Origin of the sequence: Mycobacterium shigaense, from assembly GCF_002356315.1 — a bacterium.
Lineage (GTDB): Bacteria > Actinomycetota > Actinomycetes > Mycobacteriales > Mycobacteriaceae > Mycobacterium > Mycobacterium shigaense.
Map to the genome: position 1 here is coordinate 364,493 of NZ_AP018164.1, position 15,541 is coordinate 380,033.

The following is a 15,541-nucleotide window of genomic DNA, read 5'->3' on the forward strand; positions in this document are numbered from 1 at the left end:
CAGCCAGTGAGGCGCGCGATGAGCTTGATGCAGCGCGGATCCTGGCAGGCGCTGGTGCTGCTGGTGGCCGCGCTGGTGCTGAGTTCGTGTGGTTGGCGCGGCATCTCCAATGTCGCGATCCCGGGTGGCCCCGGCAGCGGATCGGGTTCCTACACCGTGTATGTGCAGGTGCCCGACACTTTGGCGATCAACGGCAACAGCAAGGTGATGGTCGCCGACGTGTTCGTCGGCTCGATCAAGGCCATCCAGCTGAAGAACTGGGTGGCGACCCTGACGCTGGGGCTGAGCAAGAACACCAAGCTGCCGAAGAACGCCCTGGCCAAGATCGGCCAGACCTCGCTGCTGGGTTCGCAGCACGTGGAGCTGGCCGCGCCGCCCAACCCGTCGCCGGAGCTGCTCAAGGACGGCGACACCATCCCGCTGAAGAACTCCTCGGCCTATCCGACTACCGAGCAGACGCTGGCCAGCCTGTCGTTGATCCTGCGCGGCGGCGGCATCCCCAACCTCGAGGTGCTGCAGAACGAGGTCTTCAACATCTTCAACGGCCGCGGTGAGCAGATCCGGGCGTTCCTGGGCAAGCTGGACACCTTCACCAGCCAGCTCAACGCGCAGCGCGACGACATCACCCACGCGATCGACTCCACCAGCAGGCTGCTGACCTACATCGGCAACCGATCCGACGTGCTGGACCGGGCGCTGACGGACTTCCCGCCGCTGATCAAGCATTTCGCCGACACCCAGAACCTGCTGATCAACGCGGTGAGTTCGGTGGGACGGCTCAGCGGGGCGGCCGACCAGTACCTGTCGGAGGCACGCGCGCCGCTGCACACCGACCTGCAGGCGCTGCAATGCCCGCTCAAGGAATTCGGGCGTGCCTCGCCGTACCTGGTCGGTGCGCTGAAGTTGATCCTCACTCAGCCCTACGACATCGACACCGTGCCGAAGATGTTCCGCGGTGACTACCAGAACATCTCGCTCACACTCGACGTGACCTACAGCGCGGTGGACAATGCGTTCCTCACCGGTACGGGATTGTCGGGAGCACTGCGCGCACTCGAGCAGTCCTTCGGTCGCGACCCGGAGACGATGATCCCCGACGTGCGCTACACGCCGAACCCAAATGACGCGCCCGGCGGTCCGTTGGTGGAAAGGGGGGACCGGAATTGCTGACCCCCTTCATCAAGCGCCAGCTGGTGGCGTTCGGAATTCTGACGGTGATCTCGCTGCTGGTGCTGGGCATCTACTATCTGCAGGTGCCCAGCCTGGTCGGGATCGGCCGGTACACCTTGAAGGCCGAGCTGCCCGCATCCGGGGGTTTGTACCCCACGGCCAACGTCACCTACCGCGGCATCACCATCGGTAAGGTCACCGACGTCGAGCCCACCGAACACGGCGCCGAAGCGACGATGAGTCTCGACAGCCACTACAAGATCCCGGTCGACGCGGTGGCCAACGTCCACTCGGTGTCCGCGGTCGGTGAGCAGTATCTGGACCTGGTCTCCACCGGCAACCCTGGACGGTATCTGTCGGAGGGACAAACCATCACCAAGGGCACCGTCCCGGCCGAGATCGGGCCGGCATTGGACACGGCTAACCACGGGCTCGAGGTGTTACCGAAGGACAAGATCGCCACCCTGCTCGACGAGACCGCGCAATCCGTCGGCGGGTTGGGGCCCGCACTGCAACGGCTGGTCGACTCCACCCAGGCGATCGTCGGGGATTTCAAGACGAATATCACCAGTGTCAACGACATCCTGCAGAACTCCGGCCCGGTGCTGGACAGCCAGGTGAAGTCCGGTGATGCGATCGAGCGCTGGGCGCGCAACCTCAACTCGTTGTCCGCGCAGGCCGCGCGGCGCGATCAAAACGTGAAAAGCGTGCTATCCCAAGCGGCGCCGACCGCCGATCAGGTCAGCTCGGTGTTCAGCGACGTCAAGGAGTCGCTGCCGCAGACGCTGGCGAATCTCGAGGTGATCTTCGACCTGCTCAAGCGCTATCACGCCGGCGTGGAGCAGGTGCTGGTGTTCCTGCCGCAGGGCGCCTCGATTGCCCAGACGGTGGCCGCGCCGTTCCCGAACCAGGCCGCGCTCGACCTGGCGTTGTCGATCAACCAACCGCCGCCGTGTCTGACCGGCTTCATCCCGGCGCCGGAATGGCGGGCCCCGGCCGACACCAGCCTGGCGCCGTTGCCCTCGGGTACCTACTGCAAGATCCCGATGGACACCCCGGCCAACAGCGTGCGTGGATCACGCAACATGCCGTGTGTCGACGTCCCGGGCAAGCGGGCCGCCTCACCACGGGAGTGCCGCGACCCCAAGCCCTACGTCCCGGCAGGAACCAACCCCTGGTACGGCGACCCCAACCAGATCCTGACCTGCCCCGCGCCGTCGGCGCGCTGCGACCAGTCGGTCCGACCGGGCATGGTGATCCCCGCACCCTCGGTCGATAACGGCATGAACCCCGCGCCGTCGGACCGGGTGGCCGGGACGCCGCCGGCGACCAGCGATCCGTTGTCTCGTCCGGGGTCGGGAACGGTGCAGTGCAACGGCCAACAGCCCAACCCGTGTGTCTACACGCCGAGCGGGCCTCCCTCGGCGGTGTACAGTCCCCAGAGCGGCGAGCTGGTAGGCCCCGACGGCGTCAAATACTCCGTCGAGAACTCGAAGAAAACAGGAGACGACGGATGGAAGGAGATGCTGGCGCCAGCCAGCTGAACCCCCCACCGATGTCGGTGATCAGTCGTCTACGCCGGCGACGGCCGAAGGATCCGCAGGAACCCGGCGAGGCCGCCGACGAGACCGATACCCAGGCCGCGACCGAGGAGTCGCCGGTCGCGGACACGGAAGCCGCGACCGAAGCGGAGGCCGAGGTCGCCACCGCGGGTGCGGCCGTCGAGCGTGGACCGTCGTGGCTCAGCGGCAAGTGGCGAGTGGGCATCGCGGCACTTCTGGTCGTGGTGGCCGGAGCCGTCGGCGCCGGTGGCTACCTCACGCTGCGCTTTCACCAGCAGAGCCTGGCGATCGCGCGCGACGACGCGGCCGCGGTGAAGGCGGCGATCGACTGCGTATCGGCGACGCAGGCGCCGGACACCAACACGATGCTGGCGAGCGAACAGAAAATAATCGACTGTGGCACCGACGCGTTCCGCACCCAGGCCATCATGTACACCCAGATGCTGGTCCAGGCCTACCGGGCGTCGAACGCCCACGTGGAAGTGTCCGATATCCGGGCGGCCGTCGAACGCAACAACCCCGATGGTTCGATCGATGTGCTGGTCGCAATGCGGGTCAAGGTATCCGGCGACCAGGCGCAAAACGAGACCGGCTACCGGCTGCGGGTGAGGATGTCGAATGCCGAGGGCGCCTACCGGATTGCCAAGCTCGACCAGGTGACCAAGTGACGGCGGTGGTCGACGAACACCCGATCCAGACTCAGACCACGGCGGTGACCTCAATGTCATCGGGAAATATTTTGGCGCCGTGGCATATTCGCGCCCGCGCCTGGGCGATCGACGTGCTGCCGGCTATCGCCGTGGTGACGACGATGGGATTGGTGTCCTTCACGGTGCCGGCCCGTGGCCCCTGGTGGTGGGGGTGCGTGTCACTGCTGGGCCTGGCGATCCTGGCGCTGCTGGTCAATCGCCTGCTGCTGCCGGCCGTGGTCGGCTGGAGCCTGGGGCGGGCGCTGTGCGGGATCGCCGTGGTCCGCGGCGACGGCGCCGCCGTCGGAGCGTGGGGGCTGCTGCTGCGGGACCTGGCGCACCTGCTCGACACCGTGGCCATCGTGGGATGGCTTTGGCCGCTGTGGGATTCACAGCGTCGCACGTTCGCCGACATGTTGGTGGGCACCGAGGTGCGACGAACCGAGCCGGTCGTGCCGCTGCCGAAGGTGCGGCAGTGGGCCGCCGCGGCGGTGTTGACCGCCGCGGCGCTGTGCCTGGGCGGTGCCGCCGTGAGCTACGCGGTGGTGTACTCCCGGGATCAGGCGACCGAGCGGACGCGGGCCCAGATCGCGATCCAGGGGCCCAAGATCGTCGCGCAAATGCTGACCTACGACCCGAAGTCGTTGCAGGATGATTTCGCGCGCGCCCGCTCGTTGGCCACCGACAAGTACCGGGGCCAGCTGAAGACCCAGCAGGACATCGTGCAACACGGCAACCCGGTCATCAACGAATACTGGGTGACGGACAGCTCGATTCAATCGGCATCGCCGGATCGGGCGACGATGCTGCTGTTCATGCAGGGGCGACGCGGTGTCGCGCCCGAAGAGCGCTACATCACCGCCACCGTTCGGGTGAGCTTCGCCAAGGTCGGCGACGATTGGCGCGTCGACGACCTGGCTGTCCTGACCAAACCGAAACAGCCGGGGAACGGAAAATGAGTCCCCGCCGCAAGATCGAGCCGGGGGAGGCGCCGCTGCTCCACGACCAGCCGGTGCCGCCGGGGCCCGCGTGGCGGCTGCCGCTGACCGGTGCGGTCGCCGCGGTGCTGATGATCGCGGCGATCACCGTGTGCACCCTGATGTTGATCTCGCACGAGTCCCGGGAGAGCACCGCGTCGAAGAATCGCGAGGTACTCAATTACGTCACCGGGTTCATGACGGGGTTCACCTCACTTGATCCGTTCCACGCGAACGACTACATCGCGCGGGTGCAGGCGCAGGCCACCGGCGAATTCGCCAAGCAGTACCGCGACAAGGCAAACGAGATCCTGCTGCAGGTCGCCCGTGCCGAACCGGCCACCGGGACCGTGCTCGACGCGGGCGTGGAGCGCTGGAACGACGACGGCAGCGTCAACGTGATCGTGGCGACCGAAGTCACCTCCAAGTCGCCGGACGGCAAGCAGACTTTCGAGAACACGACTCGTTGGATGGCAACCACTACCCGGGAAGGAAATCAGTGGAAGATAAGCAACCTGCTGCGGGTGGTCTGACGGACGACGAGGCCGTGACGGCCGTTGTCGCAACGGAATCCGACGACGAGCAGACGGCGGACGAGAGTGCGGCCGAAGACGCTCCGGTGTGGCGTAAATGGTTGCGCGGGAAACGCTCTCGCGGCTTGTCCGCCACCGGATCCGTCGCCGACACGGCGCCGACCGATGCCGATGACGCCGAGGCGACCGCGGCACCCGACGCCGCCGCGACCGACGCCGGCGACGCGGCCGTCGGCGACGACACCACGGACGGCGAGGCCCCGCGACGATGGCGCAGCGACAAGTGGGCGGGCATCGCCGTCGCGACGGCCGCGGCGCTGTTCATCGGCTCCGCGGCGTTCGCGGGCGCGACCTTGCAGCCCTACCTGACCGATCGCGCCACTGCGGCAACGAAATTGAAGGTCGCCCAGACCGCCGCGAACGCGATCACGACGCTGTGGACCTACACCCCCGAGAACATGGACAAGCTGGCCGACCGCGCGGCGTCTTACCTCAGCGGTGACTTCGAGGCGCAGTATCGCAAATTCGTCGACGCGATCGTCGCACCCAACAAGCAGGCGAAGATCACCAACAGCACCCAGGTCACCGGCGCGGCCGTCGAATCGCTGGACGGCCCGACCGCCGTCGTCATCGTCTACACCAACACCACCTCCACCAGCCCGCTGACCAAGGACGTCCCGGCGCTGAAATACCTGTCCTACCGGCTGTTCATGAAACGTGTCAGCGGACACTGGCTGGTTACCAGGATGACGACCGTCACCTCGCTGGATCTCACGCCGCACGTGTAGGGTTCGGGCCGAACGAAGCCGAGGCCGCAGCGAAAGGTACTGCACCCCATGGCCGTTACTTCGCCGGTCGCCGAGCGCTGGCTCACCGTCGCCTTGCTGCTGCTCACTTTGGCGACTGGACTAGCCGACTCGATCAGCATCCTGATCTTGGGCCACGTCTTCGTCGCCAACATGACCGGCAACGTGATCTTCCTCGGCTTCTGGTTGGCCCCGCGGTCCACGGTCGATCTGACCGCCGTCGTGGTGGCGCTGCCTACCTTCGTGTGCACCACGATCGTCAGCGGGCGGCTGGCGCGGCACTTCAGCGACCGGACGCGAGTGTGGATCGGCACGGTGCTGTGCACCGAGATCGCCCTGCTGCTGACCTTGGCGGTCCTGGCAGGAGCGGGCGTGCTGCACTATCACGACAACACCAAGCTGATCATGATCGCCGCTCTGGGGGTGACGTTCGGCCTGCAGCACTCGAGCGCGCGCCAGTTCGGGATTCAGGAACTGTCCACCACGGTGCTGACGTCGACGATCGTGAGCTTAGGGCTGGACAGCCGCCTGGCTGGCGGCACGGGTGCGCGCGAAAAGCTGCGTATCACCGTCGTTTTGACGATGTGCGCGGGCGCCTTCGCCGGGGCGACCATGTCGCGGTTCGTCGTCGCCCCGGTGTTCGCGGTGACCGCGGCCGTCATCGCGGTCAGCCTGTCGATCTTCTTGCTCGGGCCGGTGGCCGCGAAAGAGGTTGCGCTGGAAGGTGACTAGTTGAACGCCAGCCAGCTGGGCAGCGCGCGCTCATGAGAATCACAGAGCACCCCGCGGATGTCACACGATCCCCTTGGTGAGCCGGCGCCGGCCCACATCCCCCCGGTATCGCGGCGCAGCACGATCGCCGAGGATCCGCCCCCGTCCAGCAGGACCGCCGTGTCGCTGCCCAGGCCGCGGAACAGGTCCTGCATGTTGTCCGGGGTGTAGCTGCCACCTTCGAAGATGTACATCTCGTCGCGCTGCTTGACGTAGGCGAGGGCCGTGCGCGCCGCGCTGGGTCCGCCGTCGTGCAGCTGTTGCGTCTGGCCGGGGGCCAGCAGCCCGATCCCGGACACCGCGACAAACTTCTCGTTCTTGTTGAGCAGGTCGGCGACCACCGGGGTGGCGGCGTCGTAGTCGTTCTTGCTACGCGGCCACACCACGTACGGCGCACCGCCGGACGGCAGGATCATCGTCGTCAACGACGACCAGCTCTCGCCGCCGCCGGACAGGCCCTGCTTGCCCGGGTAGGCGATGGTCCCGGTGACCGCCTGGTTGGCGCGGCCCTGCCCGTTGGTGTTGTCCACGAACGCGCCCAGCGGCGAGCTGCAACCGGTCTGGCGCCAACTGCCGCCCTTTTGCCCGCGCACGTCGAAGAAGTTGGCGTTGATCGCGATGCTCGGCTGCCCCATCCGCTGCCACGCCTGCAGCGGCGTGTAGAGCTCGGAGGCCTGCCACAACCCCTCACTGGTGCGGGCCCCGGGATTGTTCTCGCAACGCGCCTGGTCGCCCTGGTGCGTGTCGACCAGCAGGTGCGGGGACAGCCGGCTCGCCGCGTTCTTGATGATCATCAGGTGGCCGCCGTTGTTCATCTCGTACCAGTGACCGGCGGCGTTCAACAGCGGGGTGGGGTGCCCGGGGCCGAAGTTGTACACCAGATATGTGCCCTTGGTGGCGCCGATGGCGCTCGCCAGCATCTCGCGGCCGTCGGCGGCGTGCGCGGTGGGCGCGCCCGCGACGGTGGCCAGCGTCACGCACCCCACGACCGCCGTCAGGCTGGCCGCGAAGTTGGCCGCCAGTCGGCGCAACCTGGCGGTACGTGTCCGCACGATAGCCCTTTCGGCCCGAACGTCAGTGCAACATAAACATCATCAGCCACATCTGTCACAGTGTCAATCAAAGTCACGGTTGCATGACGCTTCAGCAGCGCCGGAATTACGTTCGGTCGCTTGGGGTTTCGGGCCGGGGGTCATCCGCGGGCGCGGCGTCGTGCGTGGGCTCGGGGTCGCCAGCGGCCGCGGCGTCCCGCTTGGACCCCGCGGGCGATGCCTGCGCGGTCTTGCGCGACTTGTGGTGCGCCTGGTGGGCCTCGGCGATCGCCAGCTCGACCGCCCCCGGGATCCGGTGAAAGCCGCTGCGGTCGTAGATCCGCGTGATGATGCCGCCCACGAGCAGGCCGATCACCAGGCCGAGCGACGTCATCCACAACGCCTGCGAAAGGCCGGCCTGGCCGGCGCCGTTGAGGTACAGCAGCGCACGCACGCCCAGGAAAACTTGGTGCATCGGCTCGAATTCGGCCAGCCAACGGAACAGCGGTGGCACCGCCTCCAGCGGCACCGTGGCGCCCGCCGAAGGCAGGCCGAGGATCACGAAAACCAGCATGCTGAATAGCAATCCGGTCGAGCCGAGCACCGCGATCAGCGAACTGGACGTGACGCCGACCGCGACGATCGCGAACACCCCGAACGCCCACAGCGGGAAACCGAGCGGGATGGGCATGCCGAGCGCGTGCGCGATGGCCAGATAAATTGCCGACGTCGCCAGCGCCAGCACCACCATGATCGCCCACTTCACCAGCAGGGTGCGGAAGCGCGAGATGTTGGCCTGTTCGGCGAAGCGGTATACGGGGCCCCACTCGGCGGGCACGTAGCCGAGCAGGGAGTCGACCAGCGTGCTGACCACGATGCTGCCGGTGAATCCGGCGAGCAACAGCAGCAGCGCGTAGTAGAACGCCGACAGCCCGTTGCCGGTGCCGTTCGGCAGTGGGTTGTAGGTCGTCGACTTGAAGTCGATCGGACTGGCGAGCCCGAGCTGCGCGGCCCCGGTCAGCGGCGCGCCGCCGGACTGGGCAGCGACCTGATCCGAAAGTTCTTGGCCTACGGCCTGATTGATGTTCACCGCGGCCGAGTTCAGGGTCTGCCCCGCGATGCCGGCGCCGAGGGTCCCGGCGCGCTGATTGGTTAAAATCGTGATCGACGGGCGCTCCACCCGGCCGGGCACCAGCGAACCCTCGCCGAATTCACGGAGCCGGGTCGACAGGTTGACCGGAATCGCCATCTCGCCATACACCTGGGCGTTGTCCAGCAGGCGCTTGGCCTCGTCCCGCGAAACCACCCGAACGTCGAATTTGTCCTTGTCCAGGTTGGTCGTCAGACCCGCGACGATCCGTGCGCCGGTAGGCCCGGCGTCCTCGTTGACCACCGCGATCGGGAAGTGGTGCAGGTTGGTCGCCGGGTTCAGGATGCCGCCGAGATACAGGGCGCACAGGGCCAACATCAACGCCAGCGTGGCCAGGATCGGCAGCGCCCAGAAGCGCACGCTGCGTAGGGCTTTTACGTTGTGCTTCGGGTTGGGCGCCGCGTGCCGCGGCTGCGATTGAGACATGCGGGCTCCTGTTCGTCGTGCGCAACTCTATTGGGCTAGCCGCCCAGGCCCGCGTGCATCTCCCAGATCAGGACTTCCGCCGGCTCGCGCGCCGTCAGGCGCCGGCTGTCGGCGTCGGTGAACCGGACGGCGTCGCCCGCCCCGAGCTCGCCGATGCCCTCCACCGCGACCGCGCCGCGCGGGACGAACAGGTGCACGTAGCGGGCGGCGGGCGTGACGACGGTCGCGCCCGCTTGCAGCCGCGCGGCGTGCAGCGCGGCGTTGCGGTTGTGCAGCGAGATGGCGGCATCGTGCCCGGGCATTCCCGACGCGATCGTCACCAGGCCGGCGGTCAGCAGGTCGTCGTCGACGAGCTGCTGCTGGTAGCCGGGAGAGATGCCGGTCTCGTCGGGCACCACCCACATCTGCACGAAATGCACCGGCTCCGTAGATGACTCGTTCTTCTCGGAGTGCAGAATCCCGCTGCCCGCCGACATGCGCTGCGCCAGCCCGGGATAGATCACGCCATGATTTCCGGTTGAGTCGGAGTGGGTGAGTTCGCCGGCGAGCACCCAGGTCACGATCTCCATGTCCCGGTGCGGGTGGGTGTCGAATCCCGAATCGGGTTCGACGATGTCGTCGTTGTTCACCAGCAGCAGCCCGTGGTGGGTGTTGTCGGGCTCGTAGTGGTCGCCGAACGAGAACGAGTGCCGGGATCGCAGCCAGGGCGCCGTGGTGACCGCCCGGTCGGCCGCTCGGCGAAGCTCCGCGGTGGCAGGCATGCCGTTCAGGGTAGTGCCGCCAACAGATCCTGTGCATGTCTGAGCGCGGCATTCAGTGCGGCCAGCGACAGACCGGCCGGGCGGCCCAGATGGATCTCGATCTGGTATTCGGGTTGGTCGTCTTGCCCGAAGATGGGCAGGACGACGAATTCGGTTGACGGCAAATCTTTTTCGAGCGATCCGGTCACCGACTGCAATGTGACCATCGTCATCAACGTCGTCAGCTGGTGGGCGACCTGGGCGGTGGGCTCCAGCGAGGCCAGGACGCCGGCCAGGCGGTGGTGCAGGGACTCGTGGGTGTCGTCGAACCGCCACGCGCCGTAGCCGCGGGTCCGGATGTCGGCGAGCACCCGTTGGTGCTGCGCAATCTCGGCGCGGGTCAGCCTCGGCAGGACGCGCTGCAGCCAGGCCTGGACGGACTCTTCGTCGCGCCACGCCATCGCGACCAACCCGAACGGCGGGTCGATCGGGAAGTGCTGCCCGACGGCGTGCCCGCCGTCCGCGCCGTGCCCGACCGTGTCGATGGTGGTGAGCCGCCGGCCGCCGATCCGCGACATCGAACAGCCCGCGCCGAGCGCGTCGTGCAGGAAGTCCAGCGCTTCGCGCCCCCGGTCCAGCAGCGGGAACTGCACCCGCAGTCCGTGCACCAACCCGAACAGGCCGCTGCCCAGACAGAACCGGCGATCCGCGCGGCGGGTCACCCAGGACCGGCGTTCCAGCTCGGTCAGCACCAGCGCACACGTCGACGTGCTGATGCCGCAGATCTTCGCCAGTTCGGCCGAAGTGCGGCCCTGCGGTGAATTCGCCAACGTGCCAAGCACGTCCATCACCCGGCCGGTGGGCGGCGACTTGGCGGTTGACGTATCCATGCCTGGTTCCTACCATCCGTCCAAAATATAAGAAAGAACGTCCTAATATTAGGAGTACTCGTGATCAAGGTGGGGGTCTGGGGCCCGGGCTCGATGGGGGTGATCGCCCTGCGCGCGGTGATCGACCACCCCGAGCTGCATCTGGTCGGCGTGGTCGTGCACAGCGACGCCAAGGCCGGGCGCGACGCGGGGGAGCTGTGCGGCAGCGCGCCGGTCGGGGTGGTGGCCACGCAGGATCCGGCCCAGCTGCTGGCCGGCGATGCCGACGTGGTGGTCTACGCCGCCGGCGCCAACCTGCGCCCGCTGGAGGCCGTCGCGGACATGGTGTCGATCCTGCGGGCCGGAAAGAACGTGGTGTCGTGTTCGGTGGTGCCGCTGGTCTATCCCGACGGCGTCGACGCGGCGTTCACCGAACCGCTACGACAGGCCGCGCTGGACGGCGGCGTGTCCTTCTTTACCACCGGCATCGACTCCGGGTTCGCCAATGACGTTCTGCCACTGGTGCTCACGGGGGTCTCCAGGGTCATCGAATCGGTGCGGGTAACGGAGATGTTCAACTACGCCACCTACCCGGACAAGGCCGCCGTCTACGAGATCCTCGGGTTCGGCAAGCCGCCCGAGTACCAGGCCTTCGCGGCCCAGCCGGGAATCTTCACCTTCGGCTGGGGGCCCGTCGTGCACCAGCTCGCCGCCGGGCTCGGCGTCAAGGTCGACCGCATCGAGGAGAGCAACGAACGGGTCGCCGCGACCGAGTCGTTCGACACCCCGACTGGACGCATCGAGGCCGACACGATCGCGGCGATGCGCTCCACCCTGACCGGATACATCGGGGAGACGGCCACTTTCGTCGTCGACCATGTGACCCGGATGCGCGACGACATCGCCCCCGAGTGGCCCCAGCCGCACATCAGCATTGCGCCGAAAGACCTCGGCTACGGGCTCGCCTCGGGCCGCGGCGTGTACCGCGTCGAGATCGAGGGATCCCCGAGCATGCGCTGCGAATTCGAGATGGCCGAGGACCACGACCACGACCTGGGCGCGCGCATCGCGGGCTCGTCGCGGATGGTCAACGCCATCCCCGCGGTGTGCGCGGCGGCGCCCGGCCTGCTGTCCGCGCTGGATCTGCCCCTGATCACCGGCGCCGGCCTGGTCCGCCCGGTGGACGGCCCACCGCCGGACAGCCGGCTGCTTCAGTTCTGACCGTCGGCGTAGACCGACGCCGAACACGTCGCCATCTTCGGTTGCACTGCAACGGGTTCCGGCTCAGCGACCTGTTGCGCCGCGCGACGCCGGCCCGCGGCCCGGCTGTTCAGCCAGCACGCCAGGCCGCCGGCGACCAGCCCGATCGCCACACCGATGTCCGGGCGCTGCCCGAGCGCCAGCCAGCACAGCATCGCGGCCACCGCGGGAATGACGGCGAACAACATCGCGACCGCCGCCGCCCCGTGCATGCTGATGGCGCGCAGGTAAAGACTGACCGCGAGCGTGGCGTTGAGCAGCACCATGGCGGTGACGGCGAAGGCGGCTTTGACCGCGTCGTGGACGGCGAAGGGTGTCAGCAGTGTCAACGCCGCCGCGGGTAGCAGGGCGACGGCATTCTGCACGGCACCCATGGCACGGAAGTCGACGCCCGCGCAATACCGCTGCTGGTACACGCCTCCTGCCGACAACCCGAGCAACGCGGCGACGAGCAGGACAATGACGGGGTCGACGCCGTGCGAGCCCATCAGTCGGCGGGCGCAGGCGGCCAGCACCGCGGCGACGCCGAGGGCCAGCGCGGCGACTCGCAGCGGACCGATCCGCTCACGCAGGAAGATCGCGGCCAACAGGGCCGTGGCGACCGGGTTCATGGCGATCACCACCGCGCAGAGCACCGCCGGCGCCCCGAGCAGCAACGCCTCGTAGACACAGCAGAATTGCACGGCCTGGACGAACAGCCCGGCGACCACGACATGCCAAAACTGCGTTCCGCGCGGCCAGGCTGACCTGGCGAGCAGCGCCAGGGCCGCCAAAATGATTGCTGCAGAACTGAATCGGAGCACCAGTACGGCCATGGGAGACATCGAGGAGACGGCGAGCGCCCCGATGGGAAAGCCGACCGCGTAGGTCAGCGTCACCCACGACGCGGTGGTCCATGGCATACGGGGGAGATCCATGCCGCCCATCGTCGCGAAGATCGACCCATTCCGTCCAACGATTATTGGCGATCAAGATCGATCACCCTGTCTTATCAATTATCGCCTAGTAGGTGCATTTCATGGATTCTTCCGGAATAATTGATCATTATCCCTAATCGACCTAGGGTGTTGATATGCCTCAGGTGCTCGATATCGCGCCGCTGCGCAGCCTCGTCGCCGTCGCCGACTGTGGCGGATTTCACCGGGCCGCCGCCGCGCTGCATCTGAGCCAGTCCGCGGTCAGCCAGCACCTGCGCAAGGTGGAGAGCGTCGTCGGCCAGCCGGTGGTGGAGCGTGCCGGCCGTGGCGTGCTGTTCACCGAGGTCGGTCAGAAGGTGCTGCGGCACGCCCGCGCTATCCTGGCGGCGCACGACGCGGCCCTGCATGATCTGGGCGCCACCGAGCCCAGGCTGTTGACGATCGGCGCCACCGAGCACGGTGCCGACGTGATGCTGCCCGCCCTGACCGGCACGCTGCGCAAGCGGCTGCCCGATCGCCGGCCGCGCTTCCGGCTGGACCGCAACGTGTCGCTGGCCGACGCGCTGGACCGGGGCCTGGTGGACCTGGCGATCCTGCTCGACGGTTCGGGACTGGACCGGGCTAACGCCTCGGGAATCGTTGGGCTGCAATGGGTATCGGCGCGATCCTTCAATGTTCCCGCGGGCGGTCCACTGCCGTTGGTGATCTATTCCGAGCCGTGCACGCTGCGTGAGCCGGCCTTCTCGGTCCTGGAAAAGCACGGCGTCGACTACGAGATCGTAGCCGAATGCGGGGATTTGTCGGGGCTTTACGCGGCGGTGCGGTCCGGTCTCGGGGTGGCGCTGCTGCCGATGATCGGCAAGCTGCCCGATGGGCTGTGCCCGGCCGAGGGGATGCCGGCGCCCAATTCCGCCTCGATACTGGTGCGCGGCCGCGCCGGCATCGACCAGGAGCTGCTGGCGACCGTGGATGCCGCCGTGCGCGACGTGCTGGTCGCCGAAAACTGAACTCAGGTGCGGTATGTCGCGGCCGCGAGGTCCAGGATCTCGGCGCGGTCGGCGGGCAGGATGAACCCGGATTGGATCGCCGCGTCGAGCGCGGTGGTGAAGCGATCCAGGTATTCGGCCACCCCGCCCGGGTAGAGCCGACTCAGGGTCGCGGCGTCGAACGGCTCGCCCGAGCCGAAGATCGCGGACATGACGTTGGTGGCGGCGAGCTCGGCGCCACCCGCGCCGGACGTCCGGGCGATCGGCACGTCGACCCACGGGGTGCGGACACCGCCCTGGGCGAGCCCATTGCTGTCCGAAACCGGTTGTAAATCTTCGGTTTCCCGAATCTGGATCGGGTCCGCGGCGGACGCCGGCTCGCCGGTTTCGACCCACCCGCGCAGCGCGGCCAACGCGGCCTGCACGACGTAGTGGTGTTGCGGCGCGAAGTTGAGGTAGTGGTCGAGTTGTTGACCCATCAGCATGTCGGTGGGCGCGTAGGCGGCCACGATGTCGTCGAGCGGCGCGGTCCCGGTGTCGATCGGTGCGACCTGGATCGTGTAGTTGTCCGCGTGCGCGGCACCGGCGATTTCCCAGACCCGCAGCCGGTCGGTGTCCGGTTGCCGGGCGAAGTAGTAGCCGTGCTGGACGGCGCCGAAAAGGTCGGTCTCGGTGATGATCGTGAGGACCGGAACCCGCAGATCGGGGCGGAACTTCACCGCCTGCGGGGTGGGGTTTTCCAGGTGGTCGAAGATGGAACTGCCGTCCAGCGGGGCGACGGACCCGAATCGGGAGTGCACCAGGAAGCCGTCGTACACCGTGGCGAGCGGATCGACGGCGTTGAGGTAGCTGCTGAGGAACATCGCCGATTGCGATTCACCCAGGGCCACAACGTTTTCCGCGCGCAAACCGCGCAGCGGGGTGTCGTCTCCGACGGCCCTGGCCAGCGCTCCGGCCTGCGAGAAGATGTCGAAGCAGAACGCGTCGCCCGGGTGCCGTAGGCCGGCGTACCGGGCGGGATCCTGGCTCTTGAGCGACATGTCCATGCCGAGCAGGCTGGCGCCGCCGTCGACCCCGACCTTCTGCGCCGACACCGCGACGTAGGCGTAACCCGTGCGCACGATCTCCCGGTGCGCCATCATCCACACCGCCGGGGCGTCGATGCCGCCGCTGACGTTGAGCCATTCGACCAGCACCGTGCCGTTGAAATGGGCGCGGTCGGCGGGGGTCAGCACCACGATCCGCGTGGTGTACTCCTGCTCGTCGGCCGGTGTCACCGGCCAGCGCCCGTCCGGGCCCAGCTCGCCGGCCGGGGCGTAGGAGGTCGCCGTTCCGGAGACGAAGAATTCCTCGGCGACATAGCCCAGGCTCGCGATCTCGAAGCCCCCCAACAACAACGCGGGCTTTCCGGGCACGGGCGTAGCGAGCGGCAAATCCGTCATGGGCACACCTTCGTGGGCGAGCCGTCACAGCGAACTGGGCAGCCCGAATTTCGCGAACAATCTGTCGTCGAGGAATGCAACCACATGCGAAACCCCGTCGCCGCGGACGTCCAGCACATGCAACTGGAAAGCCGCGCCCATCCGCAGGTACATCGCCGCGGCGGGCTGGCCGTTGGCGGGCAGCGGGATCATGCGCATGTCGCCGACGGGGC

At 67.7% G+C, this 15,541-nt stretch carries 15 protein-coding genes and 1 pseudogene; 9 read left to right on the forward strand and 7 right to left on the reverse strand.

Features of this window, described 5'->3' with window-relative positions; translation table 11 throughout:
• Nucleotides 1-18 precede the first annotated feature (18 nt).
• Genes MSG_RS01745 through MSG_RS01775 form a run of 7 tightly spaced genes read left to right on the forward strand, consistent with a single transcriptional unit; the run spans nucleotide 19 to nucleotide 6,469 of the window.
• The gene (locus MSG_RS01745; RefSeq protein WP_162899132.1) at nucleotides 19-1,170 is read left to right on the forward strand and encodes a virulence factor Mce family protein; all 1,152 of its coding nucleotides are present in this window, start codon (nucleotides 19-21) and stop codon (nucleotides 1,168-1,170) included.
• On the forward strand, nucleotides 1,164-2,714 hold the full coding sequence (locus MSG_RS01750; protein WP_096436572.1) for a virulence factor Mce family protein: 1,551 nt from the start codon (nucleotides 1,164-1,166) through the stop codon (nucleotides 2,712-2,714). Before MSG_RS01745 ends, MSG_RS01750 begins: the two co-directional genes overlap by 7 nt.
• A complete protein-coding gene (locus tag MSG_RS01755; protein ID WP_096436574.1) occupies nucleotides 2,684-3,400 on the forward strand; it encodes an Mce protein in 717 nt (238 codons plus the stop codon). The genes MSG_RS01750 and MSG_RS01755 overlap by 31 nt, the downstream gene beginning before the upstream one ends.
• Nucleotides 3,397-4,380 (forward strand): RDD family protein, encoded by a 984-nt coding sequence (locus tag MSG_RS01760; protein ID WP_373421120.1) that lies wholly within the window; start codon nucleotides 3,397-3,399, stop codon nucleotides 4,378-4,380. The genes MSG_RS01755 and MSG_RS01760 overlap by 4 nt, the downstream gene beginning before the upstream one ends.
• Nucleotides 4,377-4,931, forward strand: a complete 555-nt coding sequence (locus MSG_RS01765; protein ID WP_096436576.1) for a mammalian cell entry protein — start codon at nucleotides 4,377-4,379, stop codon at nucleotides 4,929-4,931. Before MSG_RS01760 ends, MSG_RS01765 begins: the two co-directional genes overlap by 4 nt.
• Nucleotides 4,898-5,719 carry a hypothetical protein gene (locus MSG_RS01770; RefSeq protein WP_162899133.1) on the forward strand — a complete coding sequence of 274 codons (822 nt, stop codon included), beginning with the start codon at nucleotides 4,898-4,900 and terminating at the stop codon, nucleotides 5,717-5,719. Before MSG_RS01765 ends, MSG_RS01770 begins: the two co-directional genes overlap by 34 nt.
• Nucleotides 5,720-5,767: 48 nt before the next feature.
• Nucleotides 5,768-6,469: a YoaK family protein gene (locus MSG_RS01775; RefSeq protein WP_096436578.1), complete on the forward strand. Its 702-nt coding sequence runs from the start codon at nucleotides 5,768-5,770 to the stop codon at nucleotides 6,467-6,469.
• Here MSG_RS01775 and MSG_RS01780 read toward each other — a convergent pair.
• The 4 genes from MSG_RS01780 to MSG_RS01795 form a co-directional block, all read right to left on the reverse strand.
• The gene (locus tag MSG_RS01780; protein WP_162899134.1) at nucleotides 6,466-7,560 is read right to left on the reverse strand and encodes a phosphodiester glycosidase family protein; all 1,095 of its coding nucleotides are present in this window, start codon (nucleotides 7,558-7,560) and stop codon (nucleotides 6,466-6,468) included. The two genes, MSG_RS01775 and MSG_RS01780, sit on opposite strands and share 4 nt — an antisense overlap.
• Nucleotides 7,561-7,666: 106 nt before the next feature.
• Nucleotides 7,667-9,115 (reverse strand): YhgE/Pip domain-containing protein, encoded by a 1,449-nt coding sequence (locus MSG_RS01785; RefSeq protein ID WP_096436582.1) that lies wholly within the window; start codon nucleotides 9,113-9,115, stop codon nucleotides 7,667-7,669.
• A gap of 35 nt (nucleotides 9,116-9,150) precedes the next feature.
• Nucleotides 9,151-9,876: a pirin family protein gene (locus tag MSG_RS01790; protein ID WP_096436584.1), complete on the reverse strand. Its 726-nt coding sequence runs from the start codon at nucleotides 9,874-9,876 to the stop codon at nucleotides 9,151-9,153.
• A gap of 5 nt (nucleotides 9,877-9,881) precedes the next feature.
• Entirely contained in the window at nucleotides 9,882-10,745 is an 864-nt protein-coding gene (locus MSG_RS01795; RefSeq protein ID WP_096436586.1) for a MarR family transcriptional regulator, read from the reverse strand.
• Nucleotides 10,746-10,805: 60 nt separating this feature from the next.
• On the opposite strand from MSG_RS01795, the gene MSG_RS01800 reads away from it, so the two are divergent.
• On the forward strand, nucleotides 10,806-11,945 hold the full coding sequence (locus tag MSG_RS01800; RefSeq protein ID WP_096436588.1) for an NAD(P)H-dependent amine dehydrogenase family protein: 1,140 nt from the start codon (nucleotides 10,806-10,808) through the stop codon (nucleotides 11,943-11,945).
• Here the strand turns inward: MSG_RS01800 and MSG_RS01805 are convergent.
• Entirely contained in the window at nucleotides 11,936-12,886 is a 951-nt protein-coding gene (locus MSG_RS01805) for a DMT family transporter (protein WP_096436590.1), read from the reverse strand. The two genes, MSG_RS01800 and MSG_RS01805, sit on opposite strands and share 10 nt — an antisense overlap.
• Before the next feature lie 170 nt (nucleotides 12,887-13,056).
• Between MSG_RS01805 and MSG_RS01810 the strand changes: the two genes are divergently transcribed.
• A complete protein-coding gene (locus MSG_RS01810) occupies nucleotides 13,057-13,908 on the forward strand; it encodes a LysR family transcriptional regulator (protein ID WP_096436592.1) in 852 nt (283 codons plus the stop codon).
• 2 nt (nucleotides 13,909-13,910) lie between these two features.
• Here MSG_RS01810 and MSG_RS01815 read toward each other — a convergent pair whose 3' ends face one another.
• Together MSG_RS01815 and MSG_RS01820 are read right to left on the reverse strand one after the other, a co-directional pair.
• Nucleotides 13,911-15,329: an alpha/beta hydrolase domain-containing protein gene (locus MSG_RS01815; RefSeq protein ID WP_096436594.1), complete on the reverse strand. Its 1,419-nt coding sequence runs from the start codon at nucleotides 15,327-15,329 to the stop codon at nucleotides 13,911-13,913.
• Nucleotides 15,330-15,353: 24 nt separating this feature from the next.
• Nucleotides 15,354-15,536 (reverse strand): annotated as a pseudogene (locus tag MSG_RS01820) (RNA polymerase subunit sigma-70); the annotation flags it as partial.
• Nucleotides 15,537-15,541: the final 5 nt, after the last annotated feature.